The 20,926-nt window shown below is 47.7% G+C and carries 13 protein-coding genes; 9 read left to right on the forward strand and 4 right to left on the reverse strand.

The features are described 5' to 3' along the window. Nucleotides 1–193: 193 nt before the first annotated feature. Nucleotides 194–1,225 (forward strand): tetratricopeptide repeat protein, encoded by a 1,032-nt coding sequence (locus QGP82_RS28175; protein WP_163668044.1) that lies wholly within the window; start codon nucleotides 194–196, stop codon nucleotides 1,223–1,225. A 111-nt stretch (nucleotides 1,226–1,336) separates the two neighbouring features. Here the strand turns inward: QGP82_RS28175 and QGP82_RS28180 are convergent, their stop codons facing one another. Continuing rightward, complete coding sequence (locus tag QGP82_RS28180; protein WP_163668046.1) at nucleotides 1,337–2,353, reverse strand: type I glyceraldehyde-3-phosphate dehydrogenase; 1,017 nt, start codon at nucleotides 2,351–2,353, stop codon at nucleotides 1,337–1,339. Nucleotides 2,354–2,762: 409 nt separating this feature from the next. On the opposite strand from QGP82_RS28180, the gene murC reads away from it, so the two are divergent. The 4 genes from murC (at nucleotide 2,763) to QGP82_RS28200 (ending at nucleotide 6,210) form a co-directional block, all read left to right on the forward strand. Next, nucleotides 2,763–4,214 (forward strand): UDP-N-acetylmuramate--L-alanine ligase, encoded by a 1,452-nt coding sequence (gene murC, locus QGP82_RS28185; protein ID WP_499061679.1) that lies wholly within the window; start codon nucleotides 2,763–2,765, stop codon nucleotides 4,212–4,214. Between the two features lie 76 nt (nucleotides 4,215–4,290). Next, the gene (gene murB, locus QGP82_RS28190) at nucleotides 4,291–5,202 is read left to right on the forward strand and encodes a UDP-N-acetylmuramate dehydrogenase (protein WP_163668050.1); all 912 of its coding nucleotides are present in this window, start codon (nucleotides 4,291–4,293) and stop codon (nucleotides 5,200–5,202) included. A gap of 97 nt (nucleotides 5,203–5,299) precedes the next feature. Then, entirely contained in the window at nucleotides 5,300–5,647 is a 348-nt protein-coding gene (locus QGP82_RS28195; RefSeq protein ID WP_163671767.1) for a YbaB/EbfC family nucleoid-associated protein, read from the forward strand. Nucleotides 5,648–5,742: 95 nt separating this feature from the next. After that, nucleotides 5,743–6,210, forward strand: coding sequence for a low molecular weight protein-tyrosine-phosphatase (locus QGP82_RS28200; protein ID WP_163668053.1), 468 nt, complete (start codon nucleotides 5,743–5,745; stop codon nucleotides 6,208–6,210). A gap of 6 nt (nucleotides 6,211–6,216) precedes the next feature. On the opposite strand, the gene QGP82_RS28205 is transcribed toward QGP82_RS28200, so the two are convergent. Further along, on the reverse strand, nucleotides 6,217–6,747 hold the full coding sequence (locus tag QGP82_RS28205; protein WP_163668055.1) for a hypothetical protein: 531 nt from the start codon (nucleotides 6,745–6,747) through the stop codon (nucleotides 6,217–6,219). 159 nt (nucleotides 6,748–6,906) lie between these two features. Between QGP82_RS28205 and QGP82_RS28210 the strand changes: the two genes are divergently transcribed. From QGP82_RS28210 to QGP82_RS28220, 3 genes are all read left to right on the forward strand, one after another. Continuing rightward, nucleotides 6,907–8,547 (forward strand): FAD-binding domain-containing protein, encoded by a 1,641-nt coding sequence (locus QGP82_RS28210; RefSeq protein ID WP_499061680.1) that lies wholly within the window; start codon nucleotides 6,907–6,909, stop codon nucleotides 8,545–8,547. A 98-nt stretch (nucleotides 8,548–8,645) separates the two neighbouring features. Continuing rightward, nucleotides 8,646–10,244 (forward strand): glycosyltransferase family 39 protein, encoded by a 1,599-nt coding sequence (locus tag QGP82_RS28215; protein WP_499061681.1) that lies wholly within the window; start codon nucleotides 8,646–8,648, stop codon nucleotides 10,242–10,244. 702 nt (nucleotides 10,245–10,946) lie between these two features. Further along, on the forward strand, nucleotides 10,947–12,050 hold the full coding sequence (locus tag QGP82_RS28220; RefSeq protein WP_499061682.1) for a hypothetical protein: 1,104 nt from the start codon (nucleotides 10,947–10,949) through the stop codon (nucleotides 12,048–12,050). A gap of 289 nt (nucleotides 12,051–12,339) precedes the next feature. On the opposite strand, the gene QGP82_RS28225 is transcribed toward QGP82_RS28220, so the two are convergent. Then, nucleotides 12,340–14,592 carry a glycosyltransferase gene (locus tag QGP82_RS28225; protein ID WP_499061683.1) on the reverse strand — a complete coding sequence of 751 codons (2,253 nt, stop codon included), beginning with the start codon at nucleotides 14,590–14,592 and terminating at the stop codon, nucleotides 12,340–12,342. A 344-nt stretch (nucleotides 14,593–14,936) separates the two neighbouring features. Between QGP82_RS28225 and QGP82_RS28230 the strand changes: the two genes are divergently transcribed. After that, on the forward strand, nucleotides 14,937–15,638 hold the full coding sequence (locus tag QGP82_RS28230; protein WP_163668066.1) for a DUF4079 domain-containing protein: 702 nt from the start codon (nucleotides 14,937–14,939) through the stop codon (nucleotides 15,636–15,638). Nucleotides 15,639–16,245: 607 nt separating this feature from the next. Here the strand turns inward: QGP82_RS28230 and QGP82_RS28235 are convergent. After that, nucleotides 16,246–20,868 carry an NB-ARC domain-containing protein gene (locus tag QGP82_RS28235; protein WP_499061684.1) on the reverse strand — a complete coding sequence of 1,541 codons (4,623 nt, stop codon included), beginning with the start codon at nucleotides 20,866–20,868 and terminating at the stop codon, nucleotides 16,246–16,248. Nucleotides 20,869–20,926: the final 58 nt, after the last annotated feature.

Raw genomic sequence — 20,926 nt, forward strand, 5'->3', positions numbered from 1 at the left:
CCCATATTATGGTCAGCTATTTAGCTGAACTAGAGACCGTGGCAATCAACTAGGGGTTAGTACGGTTATGGGGCTTTCAACGAGCACATTAGTATAGATGCGTACGTAGATTCATGCTCGCATTGCGCTGACTACCTGAGCTAACTACCTGAGCTGACTAACTGGGCTGACTAAGCTTCCTGGAGATTTGAGTATGCACAATAAGGATTCGCCAATAGTGATCTCCGGTAGTCAACTGCCTGCGGCGCAGAGTAGTGCAGATAAGATAGCTGATCACTATCTCAAGGAAGGATTGGCTTACCATCGTCAGGGTCGATACTCGTCTGCATTAGACACATTGCAAATTGCCTTGCATAGCCTGAATCCAACGGGTGATTGCCTCTTAGAAGGCAAAATTTATCATGCCATCGCGCTGACTCAGTATAGTCAAAAGCGTTATCTCTGGGCCTTAGACTCGGCTCGCAGAGCCCTTGATATTGCTAACGCCTCTAACTATGTTTATTTGCAAATGTCAGCTCTAGATCAAATTGGTAATAGCTATCGCCACCTGAATGATCTAGATAAAGCGCTCAATGCTCTGTGGCAAGGTTATGAGCTAGCTAAAGAACTGAATAACGATAAGGTGCTGAGCCGTTGCCTTAACAACTTGGGTTTAGCCTATAAAGCAAAAAGTCAGTATCCTCAGGCCATTGATTGTTATGAACAAAGCTTGCAATTAGCACAATCACATCAAGGTTCCAAAGATATAGCTCAAATCTTACGCAATATTGGCAACCTCTATCATCGTATCGGTGACTATGGCAAAACTGTTGAATACTACAGCAGACTTTTAGATATAGACAATCCTAGGTTGGATAAATCGGCAGCGATCAAAATTTTGCGTAACTTAGCGACTGCTTGCTACGCATTAGGCCGTTATCAATTGGCGGTTGGCTATCTGAAACAACGTCTCCAATTAGCCCGAGAATTAAGTGATTTAAGGGCTCAAGAACAAAGTTTAGACAGTTTAAGCATTAACTATGATGCTTTAGGTCAGACGGATGACGTTGTTCGCTATCAAGAACAACGACTTCAGGTGTGTTTAGCACTGCAAAACTTGAATTTGCAACAGCAGGCACTCAACACCTTGAAAACGACCTGTTTAGCTTTAGGAGACTTTGATCGTATTCTTAAATACCAACATTTGTTCAATCGCTATAGGTCTCAAGTAGAGCAGACCGTATAACATTTAAGTCTTGAGACATGGGAACCACTATCCACTGGATGTGTTATTTATAGACAAAGCCCGCTGCATACAAGATACAGCGGGCTTTGAATGCTTAGAAAGCTATGTGGGTTATGCTTGCCAATTAGCCGCAACAACCTCAGCTAGATCAACAACGCGTTGGCTATAGCCCCACTCATTGTCATACCAAGCAACAACCTTAACCATGTCACCATCCATAACTAACGTTAGGCTGGAGTCAACAATCGAAGATTCATCAGTCTTACGATAGTCGATGGAAACAAGAGGCTCTTCTGTATAGCCCAGAATTCCCTTCATAGAGCCACTAGCAGCAGCTTTCATGGCCTCGTTAACTTCTTCCTTGATTGTCTTCTTCTCAACCTGAACAACCAAGTCAACGACGGAAACGTTGGGTGTGGGGACGCGCATTGCAATACCGTTAAGCTTACCCTTCATATCAGGAATAACTAGAGCCACGGCCTTAGCAGCACCGGTGGATGTCGGCACAATGTTGATGGCAGCTGCACGGGCACGGCGCAAATCACGGTGGCTAGCATCTAAAATGCGCTGATCACCTGTATAGCTATGGGTAGTGGTCATTGTTCCTTTGATGATGCCAAAGGCGTCGTTAACGACCTTAACTACGGGAGCTAAGCAGTTAGTGGTGCAGCTAGCGTTGCTGATGATGGGATTCTTGCCGTGAACATACTGGTCAGCATTAACGCCAACCACATATGTATCAATGTTGCCACCTTTACCAGGAGCTGTAATCAGAACCTGCTTAGCTCCCGCCTCTAAGTGGCGGCGTGCGCCCTCTTCACTAACAAAAACGCCTGTGGATTCAATTACAAGATCAATATCCCAAGCGCCCCAAGGCAAATTGTTGGGGTTGCGATCAGAACAGCATTTGATAGTCTTATTGCCGACGGTAATGGTGTCGTCGGTGAAGCTAACATCTGCATCCAAACGTCCCAACAAGGAGTCATACTTCAGCAAATGACAAGCTGTTTTAGGATCCGAGGTATTGTTGATTGCAACAATGTCAAATCCTGAATTTTCTCTGGTTAACCAACAGCGTAGGAAGTTGCGTCCAATGCGCCCAAAACCGTTGATAGCTACTCTAATCACTGCGCTTACCCTCTGTCGTACAACTGCGTCAAATTAGCGTTTGCGTTAGCAAAATCAATGATATCCCATTGTCTAAACAGCCCGGGCTCGTAGATATCACAGTCAAGCCTGTGCCAAATTCATGTGATAAAGGGATGCCCGGGCTTAACAAATGGATTATCGTTCTATATTGAAATTAAGTATAATTGCTCACGGTATTGGCTTACAAGTCAGTCTCAGGAATCTGCGTGAAGTTCTGACGAAGATCCAGCATATATCGCTTTCCTGGAATCAATGTTGAAGTTTTAAGGATTGGTACCTAGTAAATTGCGCGAAATGGCGAACCCTGGGAGTTGGGTGTGTAGCCATTCTATAGATTCCTGGTATTATACGCCTGAAATATCTGTGTGTGGTGTGTGAGGTAAGTTTTATGCCAATGGCAGTAGATTTTAATGGCAGACCATTACACTTTATTGGTGTTGGTGGCATTGGTATGTCAGCTTTGGCCTATGTACTGGCCGAAAGGCAGTTACCAGTGTCTGGGTCTGACTGCCATTTAACTCACATTACTCGGCGCTTGCAAGAGAAAGGTGTCCACATTTTTTGGAGTCAAGAAGCTGACAATATTGCTCAGGCAACCCAGACGCTAGCGGACGATACGCAGGTCTTGCCCCAAGTGGTTTGTTCTACGGCAATTGGTCCTAGTAACCCTGAATATAAGGCTGCTATGGATGCTGGCTGTCCTATGTTCCATCGCTCTGATATTTTGGCTGCCCTGATGAATGAAAGTCAGGGTATTGCGATCGCAGGCACCCATGGCAAAACCACCACTAGCAGCATGGTGGGGTATCTGCTGCTTAAGGCCGGCATCGATCCTTCTATCGTTATCGGAGGTGAGGTCGCGGCATGGCAGGGGAACGCCCATGTGGGGACCAGCGATTATATGGTGGCTGAAGCAGATGAGTCTGATGGCTCCCTAGTGAAACTGTCAGCTGAAATTGGTGTTATCACTAACATTGAACTAGATCATCCGGATCACTACAGCACTCTGGATGAGGTAGTAGGCATTTTCAAACACTTTGCACATCAGTGCGATGTGGTGATTGGTAGCGCTGATTGTGAGACGGTTATGAACCAGATTCAGCCTAACGTCACCTACAGTTTGCGGCCCGAGTCAGGGGCTGATTATATTGCCACAGATATTTGTGAAACATCGCAAGGGACAACGGCGGAGATTTGGGAAAGAGGCCAGCGTCTGGGGGAATTACACCTGGCGATTTTAGGGCGTCATAACTTAAGTAATGCTTTGGCGGCAATTGCTGTGGCTCGCCGATTAGGGGTAGAGTTTGATGTGATCTCCACCATCATGGCTACCTTTGAAGGTGCTAAGCGTCGCTTTGATCACCGTGGGTTTCACAACAACATATTGTTTATTGATGACTATGCCCACCATCCTAGTGAAATTAAGGTAACCCTGGCAGCGGCCAAAGTAAAAAGTACGGAGAGTCTAGAAGGTGTTAACCAACGCCTTGTAGTAGCTGTGTTTCAGCCCCATCGCTATAGCCGCATTACAACGCTACTGCAGGAGTTTTCAATGGCATTTGCCGAGGCAGACCAGGTGATTGTCACTGACATTTATAGTGCTGGAGAGAAAAATCCCTCGGGAATTACGGGCGAAGATGTCACTAGTGCCATTGGTGAACACCATACCCAGGTAAGTTATGCAGCTACTCTAGATGACGTGAAAGCAAAGTTGGCGGCGTTGTTGCAGCCGGGCGATCTGGTTATTTTTCTAACGGCAGGTAATCTAAACCAGGTCATTCCAGATGTGATGGACTATCAAGCCAAGCAATCTGAAAAAACCGCCCTGACAAGTGTTTAGGACACAGCCAGCAATCATGTTGTGCCAAGATGAAAATTTCGGCTGGCAACAACTTCTCTAATCCGTATTTTTAGCAATGGCCATTGAAAAGCAACTTACGAGTACCGGCTGTATCGCTAAGGCCCAGTATCCCCTGGCAAGTCTGACCACATTTAAGGTGGGTGGGCCAGCGGAGTGGTTTGCTGCCCCCCGCAGTGTCAGCGAGCTACAGGCCTGTGTTCAGTGGGCAAATGCTGAAGGGTTACCCATTACTCGTCTGGGGGCTGGCTCCAACTTGCTGATTAGCGATCGCGGTTTACCCGGTCTGGTAATTTGTACCCGCTATCTGCGGCAAACTCAGTTTGATGAGGCAGGTCGAGTCACTGTCGCTGCCGGTATGCCCATGGCCACATTAGCTTGGAAAGTGGCTAAACGCGGCTGGAGGGGGCTGGTGTGGACTGTAGGAATTCCAGGAACCGTTGGTGGAGCGGTTGTCATGAATGCGGGAGCCCATGGCAGTGATACCCAAGAAATTTTGGTGAGTACTCAGGTGTTAAATCCAGATGGCTCTCTAGAAACCCTGGTTCCTGAGCAGCTGCAGTTTCAATATCGAACCTCTGTTCTACAAGCCGATCCACGGATTGTGACCCAGGCCACGTTTCAACTACAGCCTGGCCATGAGCCAAAAGTAGTTCGGGCAGAGACCTCTGCCGATCTAGAGCAGCGCCGATCCACCCAGCCTTATCATTTACCCAGCTGTGGCAGTGTATTTCGCAATCCTCAGCCCAAAAGTGCAGGCTGGCTGATTGAACAATCAGGTCTGAAGGGATTCAAAGTGGGGCAAGCTCAAGTGGCAGAGCGGCATGCCAACTTTATTCTCAACTGTGGTGGTGCAACCGCTAGCGATATTTTCAAGCTGATCCGACATATTCAGGGCATTGTAGATGACAAATGGTCTTTGCAACTAAGGCCTGAGGTGCAGATTCTAGGAGACTTTCAGGCTGTATGAGCCAATGGACAGTTGCCGATACTGTGTGAGTAGCGATTGCAATTCCTGCCAAGGCGACGTATAGTTTGACAGTTCATTTAGTAAAATCACGCCGCCAATTATGAGCAAAGGGCAAGGTTTTGGCTTCGGTCTTGGAAAAATGAAAGAGCTGAGCGAAGCCTTTAAAAAGGCTCAGCAAGTTCAAGAGGGAGCTAAGAAACTCCAGGAAGAACTTGAACTAATGGAAATTGAAGGCCAGTCTGGCGGTGGCTTGGTTAAAGTTATCCTCAGTGGCAATCAGGAGCCCAAACGGGTTTCTATTTCCCCTGAAGCGATGAATGAAGGGGCAGAGGTTCTCTCTGACCTAGTATCAGCCGCTATGCGTGACGCTTATCTCAAATCTACAGAGACCATGCGTGAGCGTATGGAAGAGTTGACGGGTGGTTTACAGCTTCCAGGCCTCTAAGTCCATAGAAATAGTTTTTGCCCAAAGGCGGCTAGCGTAATGATCGCTAGTCGTTTTTGTATAGCCAATTTCTCTACGTTCATCGAGTTTCTGCCATGACGACCCGACTCTTATTTGTCTGCCTAGGCAATATCTGCCGATCTCCATCAGCAGAAAACATCATGAACCACCTGTTGGAGCAACGAGGTTTGCAATCGAAGGTGGTTTGTGATTCTGCAGGAACATCGAGCTATCACATCGGCAGCTCTCCAGATAGCCGTATGACAGCTGCTGCTAAAAAGCGCGGCATTAAACTAGTCGGTCGGGCAAGACAGTTTACAGTGTCTGACCTGGATCAATTTGATCTGGTGCTAGCCATGGACGACAGTAACTATCGCGATATTTTGGCCCTTGACCCGTCTGGGAAATACGCGCACAAAGTAAAGCGGATGTGCGATTTTTGCCAGACACATTCTGACCGGGAAGTGCCTGACCCCTATTATGGTGGGTCAGATGGGTTTGACTATGTGATTAATTTATTGATGGATGCCTGTGATGGCCTGCTGCGAGAGTTGAATATGTAGTAGCTGCTAATCGACTTTGAAGACAAAGTCGTAGCTTTTATAGAGGCCTTGCTCGTAATTGACGACAAACCAGGTGTCTGGGTCAAACTCTAAGGGATAGGCCTCGCTTTGCTTGCTTTGATTTGCTTTAGACAATGTGCAATAGGGGCTAGAAATGGTTTCATGGACGATTGTCTGGGCTGAATCTTGGGCAATCACTAAAAATTTAGTTAATTGGCCACGGGAAAGACGCTGGTCGGCATTTACGACTGTCTCGCATGTTTGAGTCGCCTTGGTGCGATTCAGATACCATGGCTGCACAGACTGTGACTGGGTAGGCTGAGTAGAGATCGGCATGGAAATGCGCGACCATATATCTTGGGGAATAAGTGCTAAGGTCGCTAGTGCAATGCTGCCAAATAGCCAATTGGGTCGCTGCGATGACCGGGATGAACGTGCTTTGACGTAATAACCTGCGGGGTGTCTTTCATGACGTCTTTGGGGCCGTCTTTGGGGTGCTGGACGACGGCGTGGTGTATACAGATCAGACCGAGACATAGGACAAACGTTCTAATGGTTGTGACATCAATAATAGTACATTTGAACTAAAAAGAGGCTAGTCTAGGGCCATAAAACAAAAAAGTTTTTATCATTTAGGCAGCGAATTATAGCGAGCACCAAAGGTATGGATGTAATCTGCTGGGCTAGGAGGCGCTGATGAATCGGACCCTAGTGTGGTTCCGTCGTGACCTGCGGATATATGACCATGAGCCCCTTTATCGAGCCGCACGTCGTGGCGCAGTCATACCGGTGTTTGTGTTTGATCGTGCGTTGCTAAAGCATCCAGAAACGGGGGCTGCTCGAGTCGCTTTTATGGTGGACTGTTTGCGTCATCTGCATCAGGATTTGCGCCATCTTGGGGGGCGCTTAATTTTGCGTAGTGGTAACCCAGTGGATGTGTTGCCCCGTCTGATTAGGGAAACTCAGGCTGAGGGCATTTATAGCTATACCGACTGTGAGCGCATCTATGGTCGAGTTCGCGATGCCAATCTCCATAGAGTGCTAGCCGCTCAGCAGATGAAAATTCGCTGGTTTGAACCACCTGCTAGCCGGTCAGAGTTGATGGCCTATCCTCGGTACCGTCAATGGTGGTACCAAGAGATGGCAATGCCATTGGTGCCTGCGCCATCTTGGGTAGAGGTGCCTGCTGAAGTGGTCAGTGATGAGCTGCCTGATCTAGAACAGCTGGGGCATAGTTTGGATGATAAGCCGATTCCCATAGGCAGTACTCAGGCAGCGCGACGGCAACTACAGCAGTTTTTAGCCGAGAAAGCCGATCGCTACTATTGGCAACTGTCTTACCCCAGTGCGGAAATTACAACGGGGCTAAGCCCGCATATCAAGTTTGGGGTAATTTCTGTCCGGGAGTGTGTACAGACTATTCAACGGGCTGATGACCGGGGTGACCGCCGTATTCAACGTAGCTACCATCAGCTGATTTCTCGATTGCGTTGGGGAAATGGGTTTACCCAGCGTTTTCGCTATCTGCCTCAATTGGAGCTGCGATCGCTATACAAAATTTTTGACGACGACGGCTGGGACTTCGACGAGGACCTTTACCAGGCTTGGCAGCATGGGCAGACCGGATTTCCCATGGTGGATGCGGCGGCGCGCTGTTTGCAGGCCACTGGTGGGTATTTATCCCTCAATTTTCGATCGCGGGCTATTTATTCCAGTTTTCTCAGCAATCTGCTGGGCATGGACTGGCGTTATGGAGCGTTGCACTTTATGCGTCACCTAATTGATGGTGACTGCCCGATTGACCATTATCAGTGGGCTATGCAGTCGGGCGTGACCCACTGTGTGGATAAGACCTGGACGCGTATTTATAACCCTCAGCAGGTGGCCGTTGACCGCTGTGATCCAGAAGGGCTGTTTATTAAGCACTGGGTGCCAGAACTGGCCCACTTACCCCCAGAACAGCTAGGGACACCGCCGCCCACCAAGGGATATCCAGAGCCAATTTTGGACTATCGGCAAACGAGATCTCGCCGTGTACAACAATTAGAACAACAACGGGAAAAATTCTTACACAGCGATAATGTTGTGCCCTATTTAGGGCGTATGCCCAAAAATGTGATGCCTTTTGGCGTTGAACGCTACCCTAGTGAGACAGATTGGGCCGCTACTGAGGCCCCCAACCTGTTCCCGACCGCACTAGAGTTAGACAATTTGGACGCTCAGCAGTGTAGTGATTTACGTACATGGTTTGTCGCCCATGGGAACATTACACCCCCTAAAAAACGCAAACAAAAATCGTCGGATTCGCCGGATTTACAACAGCTACGCCTACTCTAGATCTAGCTACAGTGCTTATATAGCTGCGAGCGCCAGGAAAGTAGCGTATGCTTGATAACTTAACAACTGATGGTTGCAATTAATTGCAAACCTAAGCCGTGGTTAGTTCTCGTTCAATTGCAGTCATTAAAAGGCGATTGCAGATTTTGTTGGTTGTCTGTCTGTTGGTGGGCATTACATTGCGCTGCACTAATGCCGCCCACAAAGTTTACTGGCATGACGAAGTATACACAACAATTCGAGTATTAGGCCACTCAGGCAAAGCGCTTGAAAAGCAAGTGACTCAAGCGCCTGTAATATCAGCATCTGAGCTACAGGAACTGCAGCAATTTCCTCAGCCCAGACGTTGGGGCGATACCTGGTCTGCTCTGGTCAGCCACCCAGAACATCCACCCTTGTTTTATCTGTTAGAACGCTTGTGGGTAGGAGTTTTATCACCTTCCATAACATCGTTTCGAGCATTGGCTATTGTATTTGGTTTAGCCTTATTGCCGTTAACCTACTGGCTTTGTCAGCAACTTTGGCAAGATCACTGGGCTGGCCTAATTGCCACCTGTCTTATGGCGCTGTCACCCGTACAGCTGCTCTACGCTCAAGAGGCTCGAGAATATAGTCTGTGGGCTTGTTTGATTTTGGTGGCCAACGGCTTTTTAATCAGAGCAATGCGTTCTTCTGGCCGATACTCCAGCAGTGCTATCGTGGTCCGTTCTTCCTTGGCAACGGTTGTACGTCCGTGGGGGTTTTACGGTCTCAGTGTTGCATTGATGTTATACACGACGCTGTTGAGTATTTTGGTGATAGTAGCCCACAGCTTGTATGTGTTGATCAGTGGTTCACGACAACATTGGCAACGGTTTGCGATCGCTCTTGGTGGAGCATTTTTAGCCTTTATTCCTTGGCTATTGGTCATATTGAGTAACAGGGCCAAGTTAGAGTCAGCAACTGAATGGACCTCGTTTCGACAACCGTTAGGCCAGCTAATCAAATTGTGGGGACTGCATCTCAGCTCAACCGTGATTGATCTGGGGTTGTCGCTGGAACATTCGTACACTTACTGGGTGCCCCCTATTGTGTTGGCATTGTTGTTGATGGCTCTATGGCAGTTGCTGTTGGTGACTCCGCCCCCTACAATGGCCTTCTGCATAATGACCCTGATGGTGCCTGCTTTAGGGTTGATTTTGCCTGATTTGATTAATGGTGGGCAGTTATCTATCAGTACCCGATACTTTATGCCATCCTTGCTGATGGTGACGTTAATATTGGCAGGTTGGTTACGACAGCTGATGTTGTCTGACCGGGGACTATATCGGTTTTGGGGGCAGGGTATTTTAGTCCTGTTGTTGGTTATGGGATTAGTCTCTAACACCCTCAGTGCAGCATCCTTTACCTGGTGGAATAAGAATATTAATTATCACGGTAATGTGATGGGAGAGGTTATTCGGCAAACTACAAAACCCTTGGTAATTGCTGAATTGGGATCGACGGGGTTAGGCAGCATGATTTCATTGAGTTATGCAGTGACGCCTGAAACTGACTTTGTTTTGTTTAAACCTGGTCAGCTACCTGACATTCCAGCAGGATATAGTGATTATTTTGTTCCCTATGCAACCGGGGAATTGTTAGATGCGATCGCATCTAAAACTGGCCGTTCTCCCGTACTAGCTGGAGGAGACTATCCTTTGTGGCGACTAGAATAGTTTTGTGGCTACTTTATTCTCAAACCGTAGCTATGAAAATAAACATCTTTTAGATAAGAGAATGTGAGGTTTCAAATAAGAGTTGAGTCTTAGCTGCTTCAAAAACAGGAATGGCAATTCTCTAATCACTGACACCACCAGAGAGTATTCATATCGATCGATACCTACTGTGTAGATGGTCTAACTCAATAAATGTTCCCCTTAGATCTTCTAGCGTCGATCCTCTAGTGCCTAAATAAAGCTACTCGGTGCTGATGCGAAATCCTGCCTGATAGTGTCCGGTGCCCGGTGCAGTGTCCGGTGCCCGGTATCAATGAATTCGGATTGGGGATTACTTATGCCGAGTAACTTTTAAAGCTTCTTTTTGGAACAAATAAAAGGATAGATGCTGTGTTTAAATAGCTCTTTAAAGGTTGTTTGAATTGGAACAATAATTCTTGATTTGTATGCCTTGAATTTGATAAAGAGATGGCAAAAATTCTACTAACTTTTGGTGAAAAGCACTGCTTATAGGGATTAAGTAGATTACTTTGAATAGAAGGTAATAGCAAGCTGTTTTATCTTATCCTCAAGATGAATTGTTTTGCTGACAGTTGATGCATAGCAACAATGAGAGATAGAACTATCTTCTAATTGAGCTAACGCTCAATAGTCTGAGTGAGGTATCTGAGGAATCATTCTACGTAGCAAAGATTATCTAATATGCTAAATAGCTCTCATCGCTCCCAGGTAGAAACAGTTAGCCATTTAGGTGATGTTTGGGCCGCACGTTATCGCCCTGATTTTTCTGCGTTAGAAGCCAGTGCAAGATCTTTGATTATTGGAGAGATATATCAATCATTGCAAGCACCGGGCTGTAGAAAAGTATCGGAAAAACTAAATGACCAAAGGGTTGTGGAGTCATGCAAGCTTGCTGCGGTCAGAGCTAAAGACTTCTATGTCCAGTTTGATGACTTAGACTTGCAGGAGATTACAAGCCTGGCTAGACTAGCGAGCTGTGTTTACCGGCAATTGCTGGAGTTTTATCAAGCCTATCCAGCTGTACTAACGGTCTCAGAGTGGGAATTAGAGCATTTTCCATTAGATCGTTTGGGCCAACTTTTTAAGGTTCCTAATCTGAATGAACTGTCGTGTATTTTAGAGCCGCTTCTCGATCGGTTTGGGGCTCAGAGCATTCGCTCAGATGGTGGGAAGAATTTGGGGTTTATGACAACACAGATAAACTTGACGAATACGTTGCTATTGCAAGATTTAGACCCGGTAGAGCAAGCTTTGATGAGTCCTTACCTTCACTTTTTAGAGGACCACATTGCTGTGCCATGGCGCAGGCTATGTGTTGCCGCAGGAAACCATAGGGTAGGCGGACCCGTGTTTGGGGTGGTTGAACGCATGTTGCCCATGATTTCTGACATTTCCAGGGCAACGTATACACCATGGAGTCAGGACTTTCCCTATTATTGTGGCCGTAGAGGTCGCCTGGATAATCCCGATGTGAGGCATTCTTCGCTGCGGGATTTCAACATGTTTCAGGTCTATCTATGGCTTAGCTTTTTGCAGAGCAATTCAAAAGTAATTGTAGAGGAGTTGGTACCTCTGTGTCGGGTGGTATATGGTCAAATCGGCATTTCTTGGGAAATGACAATGCAAGGAACAAAGCTGCTAATAGATAAGCTGCTGAGTTGTTTAGAGCCCCATGAACTTAGTTTGGTGAGCCCATTTGCATCCAATATGATCAATGCATTTATCGATAGTAGTGCTGTGGATGTTACACCTATCAGCGCGCTGCGTTATCCACTATTTAGGTGATGCTGGTTTCAGTTCTTGGTGCTCTTAGTTCTCGGTGCTTAGTTCCAGGTGCTTAGTTCCAGGTGCTTAGTTTTGAGTGGGGCATGTTCCTAAGGATAGTACTCGGAAGTAATACGAATTCGGATGTCTTAAACCTGATTAACAATGGACAATCCTGTCGGGGCATTCCCTTGTGGGGTTCGGCTGAGGCTTCGACGATGAGCTCAGCCGAACCGCTCACCGTCGAAGCTATGCCCTGCGATGACTAGCCAAAATTTCCTGACTTACGTGATACCCATTTAGTGCTGATTTATCCTTTGGCTACAGTCATTGCTTTAACTCGGATGTCACCTGTGAGTACCCGTGGTCGGAAGAGCGTTTTGATTAAAATCCAGAGGGATTGCAGCTCACCTGGTGTATTCCAACGTTTCCACTGACCGGGACGACAATACAAAAGCTCAACCATTTTGCGAGTTTCGGGTAGGGTGACATTTTGGAACTGCACGTTAACGCAGGGAAATTCCCCATCATTGCTCACACTGGTTAATACCCCGCGTAGAGAAATCAGGTCTTCGCTAATGGAGAGTTGTACTGGTCGAGTTTCCCCAGGTGCCAATTGGGGTAATCCTCGCTGAGTAAGGGTAATCTGAGCTCCAATTTCTGAAATAGCTGTTGTGGTGCCCCACCAGATGCGATCGCCAATTTGTAGACGCACCACCCGACGCAGATCAAACCAATCGTAAGGGTTAGGGCGAGGAACATCTAGCAACACCAGCAAAGCCGCACCCAGCATCATCAGGTTGTACAAGCTCCAGATCCAGCCGATGCCGAGACCCCGTAAATGGGCTACAGCCTCAGGCGTTACTTCCAATGCCCAGTTGCCGCGTGCCAAACATTCTCCCAAATTTAACCAGATGCTACAGGCCGTCAGCACAAACATGAGCATTAGAGGCCAGGCTAGGCTCCAGTTAAACCGAAAGCTTTGACTGGATGTGCCCTTGGGAGTGACCTTAAACCCTGTGCCAAAGGGTGACAGCAGTGCCTGAATGACCGTTGCTGCCAGAGGAAATGCTAGCACTAGCGAATAGACATCCGAAAGAATGGCGGAACGCGAATGGTGGTTTAGCCAGGAAAAAACGGTGATCTGCACAAAGTAATAGGGCAAGAAGAAATAGATAATTTCTTCGGGGGTGGAACGAATGGGAATCACACCGAATGCATAAAATAGGGGTGCAATTAAGAAAATAATCCTGGATATGCTGGTAAACCAGTGCAAAATACCTTCCAGGTGCCCCAGGCGTTGGATCAGCTTTAATCCTGGAATTGTCAGTGGATTCGTTTCAATAAAGAAAGATTGCAGTGTACCCCGAGCCCAGCGTAGTCTCTGAATGGCGTGGGCTGTAATATTCTCAGCCGCTAGACCGGCACTTAGCTTCTCATCCAGGTAAATAATTTTGTGACCCTTGGAGGCCAGACGAACTGCCGTAAAGTAGTCTTCGCTTAGAGAGTCGGTGACAAATCCTCCGGCTGCTTCCAGGGCGTTGCGTCGGGCAACAAAAGATGTACCAGAGCAGACGACACTGCCCACGCCGTCTCGCATCGGTTGGATTTGCCGATAAAATACTTCCTCTTCAGGCGTGAGAATATCTTCTAGACCCAGGTTACGGGCGATGGGATCAGGGTTATAAAAACTCTGGGGAGTTTGTGCCAAAGCTACGGTTGGATCTTGGAAAAAACCAACCGTGCGCAGGAGAAAGTTGCGGGTAGGGACAAAATCGGCATCAAAGGAGGCGATTAAGTCGCTGTCGGTGTTTGAGATCGCACTATTCAAATTCCCCGCCTTAGCATGGAGATTATTGGGACGAGTCTGATATTCGCAGCCTAGCTTAGCCGCCAAGGCCTGAATCTCAGGCCGCCGTGTATCATCCAGCAGATAGACTTTTTTATTTGGGTAATCCATCGCCTGGCAGCCAATGATGGTGCGCCGCAAAATAAACTCCGGCTCATCATAGGTGGGAATAAACACCGCCACCGATGGCAGGAACGTCTGATCCATTACCGCCTGCTGCACTTGATCCGCCTGGGCATGGCGGTCTCGCACCCGCAGCAGCAGCACCAGTTGGATAATGCTCACTAGCAATCCCAGCATTTCCATGGCAAACAGCACCGTGCTAGCCAGACCATTGAGGGGATCATCAAAATTTAAGGTAGACAGGCTGCGCCACGACACATAGCGAATTACCAAGATGAGCAAGACAGCCACCACCAGGGTGCGTGACCAGGGTTTGGGTTGGGGTGAAATTCGAGTGATCGCTACTGCAAACAAAAACAGGGCGACCGTTGGAAAAATTAAATAGTGGCCTGCCACCATGGGGGCCTCTAGCCACATGGGTGGAGATTGCTGTAACAAATTAAGCTGGGCAAAAATCCGGCTGATTTTCCCCTCGCCTGTAAACCATGCAAAGGCCATGGCGAGAGCGATCGCAACTACGGCTACCATCACTACCGTCGCGTTAGAAATAGAAAGCGGTCGTTGCAAGGCTGGTTTACTGATCCGAACCATGGATTCTTCCACGAGTAATACGCATTAATAGAATTAAGTCTATGTAAGGTTACGAATACGGCACGAATTTGGATGTATGCCACGCTCAACTTACACATATAGGTGTTGCCCCAACTGTTCAATAAGTTGCATACTGGGCTGAAAATTTGCTGAGAGCTCAGTGAATTGTCATCTTTAAACTTTTCAGCTAGTCATCAGCTACTATTTTTAGTTTCATCATGCAGCGGGTTTCTAGTCCGTTTACAGTGATCCTGAAATTCAGAAATCCGGCACAGTAGTTTTCCTGAACTATTGCAAAATACTAGTTGTTATCCAGCAGACATTAACCAGCAAGTGAGAGAACGATGACCATCAACGATTGGCTTAGACTCATGCATCCGATACTGGCGGTAAGTGTGGTATTCCCGCTTATTGGTATGGTGTCCTATTTTGCACTTCAGACTCGGCAGCGTCGTCTAGCGGTGCAGGCAAAAGAAAAATCCAAAATTCCACCCGTAGTCGGTAAAGAGCATGTCAATTTAGGCAAGTGGCTAACGGGTGCTGTTGTGGGTCTAACCTTAGTTGGAGTAGGGCATCCAATCATCAAGAACATCGTTAAGAAAGCGGCGACAGATAGCCCAGTACCGCAGGGCACAGTGATATTTATCGCGATCATGTTTTTGTTCACCATAGGCTCATTAGTGTGTTTATACCGGGCAACAGCTCCACAAAAGCTCTGGCGTGGTCTGTTTGCTGCCCTGACCACTGCAGGCCTATGGATTTTGGGTAGTCAGGATGGCGTGTTTCGTCGTACCTATGAGTGGCAAGTGTCTCACTATTACTACGGCATGATTGCGGCGACGCTGATGATCATTTCGTTAGCAATTTTGCCAGAGATTTATAAATCTAAGACCTGGCGAAAAGTCCATATTGCTTTGAACTGTATTGCTCTGTTGTTTTTTATTGGTCAGGGAATTACGGGTACCAGGGATTTGTTAGAGATTCCCCTCAGCTGGCAGGAGCCCTTTGTGTTTGGGTGTGACTTTGTTAATAAAACCTGTGGATGATGGGGGCAGTAGGGGCGCACAGCAGTACACCCCTACCGAGCCATATGTGAAGCTACGGTCCTTTTTTATAAAGTTACGGTTTGCTGTGTGCTGCAATCTGGGGAATATCTCTAGATGGGTCTGTTAAACCCCTTGTGCGCTCAAGTTGATCTAACAGAATGGGACGAGTAAATCGGCGACTGGGATGGTTGGCAGGCTTACTAGTGCTAGCCGTGGGCACTAATCACCCTGCCCAAGCATTCTCGGATGATTGGTTTCTCGTCCTATTCTCCTCATAGGTGATCCGCTGTTTTCATTGATGGTCAGATTAGCTTTTGTCAGTGCTCTCTGGCTGAGATTATTCTGAAGGAGTTGGTTCAGGATTCCCGCCGGGCGATGGGTGTAAGGGGACGAAAGTTTACCTCTTTTTCTGCTATGGGCTTAAGTTGCACGTCTCAATTTTTATGGTCAAGAGATCCGATAGAGGAACTAACGTAGCTACATGAGTTGTTGATTGAGTCTATTGCCAAGTTGTTGCCTGGTGATCCGTAGGCGACTGTTGTTTTTATTTCTCAAGAAGAAGAGAGATTGGTCTGCGTTTACGTTGAGTGGGGCGAACTAGTGGGAGTTATCTCCACTGGCTACAGACGTCTTTCATGGCATCGACTACGCCGCGCATTGCTTCTTCGCCGCCGAGGTGGATGATGGCGGGATAGAGAGTGACGAGGTCTTGCATTAGGTAGCTGCGTTTGCGGTAGGCAAGGAGGTGGAGGAATGATTTCCAGTTGGTATAGGATAAGTTGGCAAGAGGGAAGTGGACGAGACTGTTGCTAAGAGCTTTTGCTGCTGTGGGTTTATGGGTAATGTCAGTAATTGCTGTTTTGAGATTGAGTAGACGATCGTTAGGAACTTGTTGCGCTAACTGACTTAAAATATCGGCCCGTCTGTTTTCACTCTGAATCTGACGGGCGGCTTCCAATGCCTCTTCAAAGTAAGCCTCATCCTGTTGCGCTAACTGGCTTAAAACATTGGCCCGACTGTCTTCACTCTGAATCTGACGGGCGGCTTCCAATGCCTCTTCAAAGTAAGCCTCATCCTGTTGCGCTAACTGGCTTAAAATATCGGCCCGTCTATCTTCATCTTGAATCTGACGAGCAGCTTCCAATACCTTGTCTAAATTAGCCCCACTCTGTTGCGCTAACTGACTTAAAATATCGGCCCGTCTGTTTTCACTCTGAATCTGACGGGCGGTTTCCAATGCCTCTTCAAAGTAAGCCTTATCCTGTTGCGCTAACTGGCTTAAAACAAAGGCCCGACTGTCTTCATCTTGAAGCTGACGAGCAGCTTCCAATACCTTGTCTAAATTAGCCCCACTCTGTTGCGCTAACTCATTCAAAACATTGGCCCGACTGTATTTATTCTGAATCTGACGAGCAGTCTCCAATGCCTCTTCAAAGTAAGCCTTATCCTGTTGTGCTAACTGGCTTAAAACATCGGCCCGACTGTATTCATCCTGAATTTGACGGGCAGCCTTCAATGCCTCTTCAAAGTAAGCCTTATCCTGTTGTGCTAACTGGCTTAAAACATCGGCCCGACTGTATTCATCCTGAATTTGACGGGCAGCCTCTAATACCTTGTCTAAATTGGCCCCATCCTGTTGTGCTAACTGGCTTAAAACATCGGCCCGTCCTTTCTCCCATCTATCCTCATCCTGAAGTTGGCAGGCAGCCTCCAATGCCTCTTCAAAGTAGGCCTCGTCCTGTCGCGCTAACTGGCTTAAAACATTGGCCCGACTGTATTTATTCTGAATCTGACGAGCAGCCTCCAATGCCTCTTCAAAGTAAGCCTTATCCTTTTGCGCTAACTGGCTTAAAACATTGGCCCGACTGTCTTCATCCTGAATCTGACGGGCAGCCTCCAATACCTTGTCTAAATTAGCCCCACTCTGTTGCGCTAACTCATTCAAAATAGAGGCCCGACTGTCCTTATTCTGAAGCTGGCGAGCAGCCTCTAATGCCTCTTCAAAGTAAGCCTCATTCTGTTGTGCTAACTGGCTTAAAATAGAGGCTCGATTATCCTCATTCTGAAGTTGGCGGGTAGTCTCCAATGCTTCCTCAAAATAAGCCTTATTCTGTTGCGCTAATTGGCTTAAAACAAAGGCTCGCCTGTCTTCATCCTGAATTTGACGGGCAGCCTCTAATACCTTGTCTAAATTGGCCCCACTCTGTTGTGCTAACTGGCTTAAAACAAAGGCCCGCCTGTCTTCATTCTGAATCTGACGAGCAGCCTCCAATGCCTCCTCAAAGTAAGCCTCATTCTGTTGCGCTAGCTGGCTCAGAACAGAGGCCCGTCTGTACTCAGACTGAATCTGGCGGGCAGTCTCCAATGCTTCCTCAAAGTAAACCTCGTCTTGTTGCGCTAACTGGCTCAGAACAGAGGCTCGTCTGTACTCAGACTGAATCTGGTGGGCAACTTCCAATACCTTGTCTAAATTGGCCCCACTCTGTTGTGCTAACTCACTTAAAACAAAAACTAGCCTGTCCTTATTCTGAAGTTTGCAGGCAGCCTCCAATGCTTCCTCAAAGTAAGCTCCATCCTGCTGCGCTAGCTTGCTCAAAATACTAATCCGCCTGTCCTTATTCTGAAGCTGACGGGCAGCCTCCAATGCTTCTTCCAAGTAGGCCTTATCCTGTTGTGCTAATTGGCTCAAAATAGAGGCCCGCCTGTCCTCATTCTGAAGCTGACGGGCAGCCTCCAATGCTTCCTCAACGTAGGTCTCATCCCGTTGTGCTAATTGGCTCAAAATAGAGGCCCGCCTGTCCTCATTCTGAAGCTGACGGGCAGCCTCCAATGCTTCCTTAACGTAGGCCTCGTCCTGTTGCGCTAACTGGCTTAAAACATCGACCCGTTTGTACTTAGACTGAAGACTAAGAGTAGCTTCCAATACTTTGTCTAAATCACCCCCATCCTGTTGCGCTAATTGACTCAAAACATCGGCTCGTATGTACTCAGTCTGAATTCCATAGGCATTCTCAATTGCAACTAGAAATAGCGATTTTGATAAGTAGGATGCTAATACCTGAATTGCTGTAAAAATTCTTGCTTCATTCTGCATCTGCTCTACATAGACCCATGCTTGTTCCACCGACCAAAAGCTTTGTTTTACAAACTCCGCCATTATGTCAATGGGCAAGTTCGCAATCAAGCTGTTAAGCGTTGCTGTCATTAGGGCATACCGACATTCCAGCTCAATTGAACGAGTTCTTTCCTGGTTGTAGCTTTGCTCCGTCAGCCGCCAACTCCGCGCCAAATCCTCTACAAAAATTGCCGGTTGTCCAATCCTGTCACATGCTTCAAACCATGCATTACGTCCCTTAACATCCGACATTACCATCAGTGAATGAATTTCATCAATCCAATCTCCCTGCTCCATGTGCCAGGTCAAATGACGATGAATATAATCATCCTTGGGTAAGGTATACCAGCATTTATTAGTGCAAGTGTCGCGATATCTTTCCAAGAGTTGCCGGTGGGCTAATGTAAGATTCTGTTGTTTGTTACCAGCAAGGTCACACTGCTTATCAACGGAGAGTTCCAGATTACCCTGCTCAATCAAATTGCGGGCCATATTGTGCATCAGGTCATGCACCCGATAAGTGGGTTCTCCCTCGCTCGTAGTAATCCCACTAGTCAAAAAGGAGCGCTCATACAGCGTTAATAAAGTCTCTTCCGATTCCCAATCCTCCGCATCCCAAAGCGTTGTCGCCATCTGCTGTTGGAGTATCACATCCTCTGGCAAAATTCCCAGCCATACAAACCGTTCAAAATACTCTAGGCTATCCTCTTTTAGTCGCTCCAAACTCACCTGAAAGCATGCCTGCAAGCTATATTTTCGCTGTTCCTCTTCCGAGAGATCTTTTAGGCGCACACTAGGATAGTCCAGTGCTTGCAGCCCCTTCGCAGCTTTTAAAAATGCCTTTTTCAGAGTTGCCCACTTCCGCCCCCGTGCCACCTGAACGGCCATCAATCGTACTGCCAATGGCAGGTATCCCACCATCCGCGCAAACTCTAGCGCAGGTTCTTCCATCTCTGCTGTCCACTTTGTTCCTAGTTCCCCTTTAACCAGGTTCAGTGCCTCCTGCGGCGTCATCAAATCCAAGCTGTATCGCTCTGCTCCAGCAATCACAGCCTCTCTTGTTGTTACCAACACCTGACAGCCAGAACCACCCGCCCGAAACCACTCCACATGAGCTGCATTCCACACATCATCCACCACCAGTAACATTCGCCGCTCAGCCAACAAATTTCCCAAATACCGCGAAGCCGCTGCCAACGTATTTGCAGAAAAACTCTCCCGCGACTTATCCAACTCTCGAATCCAATCCCCCAACATGGTCAACAGGTCAGGGTTTTGTCCTAACGTGACCCACAAAATCCCATCCGAAAAACGAGCCTGTATCTCTTGATCCAGAACTAAAGCCGTCGCTAAGACCGATTTTCCTAAACCCCCTAATCCGGAAATCGCACTTACCACCAGCGTGCGCTCATCCTCTGCCAGCAGCATGTCTTTCACTGCCTTCATCGCGTCCGGGCGCTCCACATAGTTCTCCGGTAACCGCACCCTAGGAAACGGAGCCCCCAGCTTTAACCCAGTCTGCGACCTTGCCAGTTCCGGCTCATCCACCTCCGTAAATGCATCCGGCCACAGTACAGGCATATCCGAATCACCCGCACCCTGTAGCTCCATCGCTGTTTTGCCAAACTCAAAGGCAAACTCTACCGGTCGTCCACTACCTAGAGCATCGTAAAACCCCACCGCAAACTCAATCGCTGCTTGCTCCTTCACCGCCCGACGCATACCAATCACATAGGGAACATGCTCAGCAATGGCAGCTGCCTGCTCCAGGGAATAACAACCGTTCAGAACAACACATTTGCACTCTTGTTTGAACAATTTGAACAGTTTAGCCAGTGCATCCCCAGTTACTAATTTGGCATTTCCCACCTCATCCTCAAAGACCAGACCAGCCGTCCCCTCACTATGGCCCGTAAAATGCACAATCTGCGGCGACTCATCCAACATGGCCCGCTGTAGATCGCGAGGTCGCACCGCCCACCGCTGTACAATCTCAAACTCATCCCGCTTTTTTGCTCGTTCCAGGCCCTCACGAATATCCCGAGCTTCCTCATCTAACCGACGGCGGGTGACATCTTTAGGGTTAGCTGCCAGAATTAGGATTTTTTTGCGCATTGACGGTCCAGGATCAGCAGTGAGGCTAAGTAACCTGCATGCTCAGTAGGCTTACTTT

It is taken from the genome of Leptothoe sp. LEGE 181152 (genome assembly GCF_032906605.1).
GTDB classification, from domain to species: Bacteria; Cyanobacteriota; Cyanobacteriia; order Phormidesmidales; family Phormidesmidaceae; genus Leptothoe; species Leptothoe turfae.

Coding starts and splice junctions, on each gene's coding strand:
- murB (WP_163668050.1), top strand. CDS start 4,291: ATGGCCATTGAAAAGCAACTTACGAGTACCGGCTGTATCGCTAAGGCC.
- QGP82_RS28220 (WP_499061682.1), top strand. CDS start 10,947: ATGCTAAATAGCTCTCATCGCTCCCAGGTAGAAACAGTTAGCCATTTA.
- QGP82_RS28230 (WP_163668066.1), top strand. CDS start 14,937: ATGACCATCAACGATTGGCTTAGACTCATGCATCCGATACTGGCGGTA.
- QGP82_RS28210 (WP_499061680.1), top strand. CDS start 6,907: ATGAATCGGACCCTAGTGTGGTTCCGTCGTGACCTGCGGATATATGAC.
- murC (WP_499061679.1), top strand. CDS start 2,763: ATGCCAATGGCAGTAGATTTTAATGGCAGACCATTACACTTTATTGGT.
- QGP82_RS28225 (WP_499061683.1), bottom strand. CDS start 14,592: ATGGTTCGGATCAGTAAACCAGCCTTGCAACGACCGCTTTCTATTTCT.
- QGP82_RS28200 (WP_163668053.1), top strand. CDS start 5,743: ATGACGACCCGACTCTTATTTGTCTGCCTAGGCAATATCTGCCGATCT.
- QGP82_RS28205 (WP_163668055.1), bottom strand. CDS start 6,747: ATGTCTCGGTCTGATCTGTATACACCACGCCGTCGTCCAGCACCCCAA.
- QGP82_RS28235 (WP_499061684.1), bottom strand. CDS start 20,868: ATGCGCAAAAAAATCCTAATTCTGGCAGCTAACCCTAAAGATGTCACC.
- QGP82_RS28175 (WP_163668044.1), top strand. CDS start 194: ATGCACAATAAGGATTCGCCAATAGTGATCTCCGGTAGTCAACTGCCT.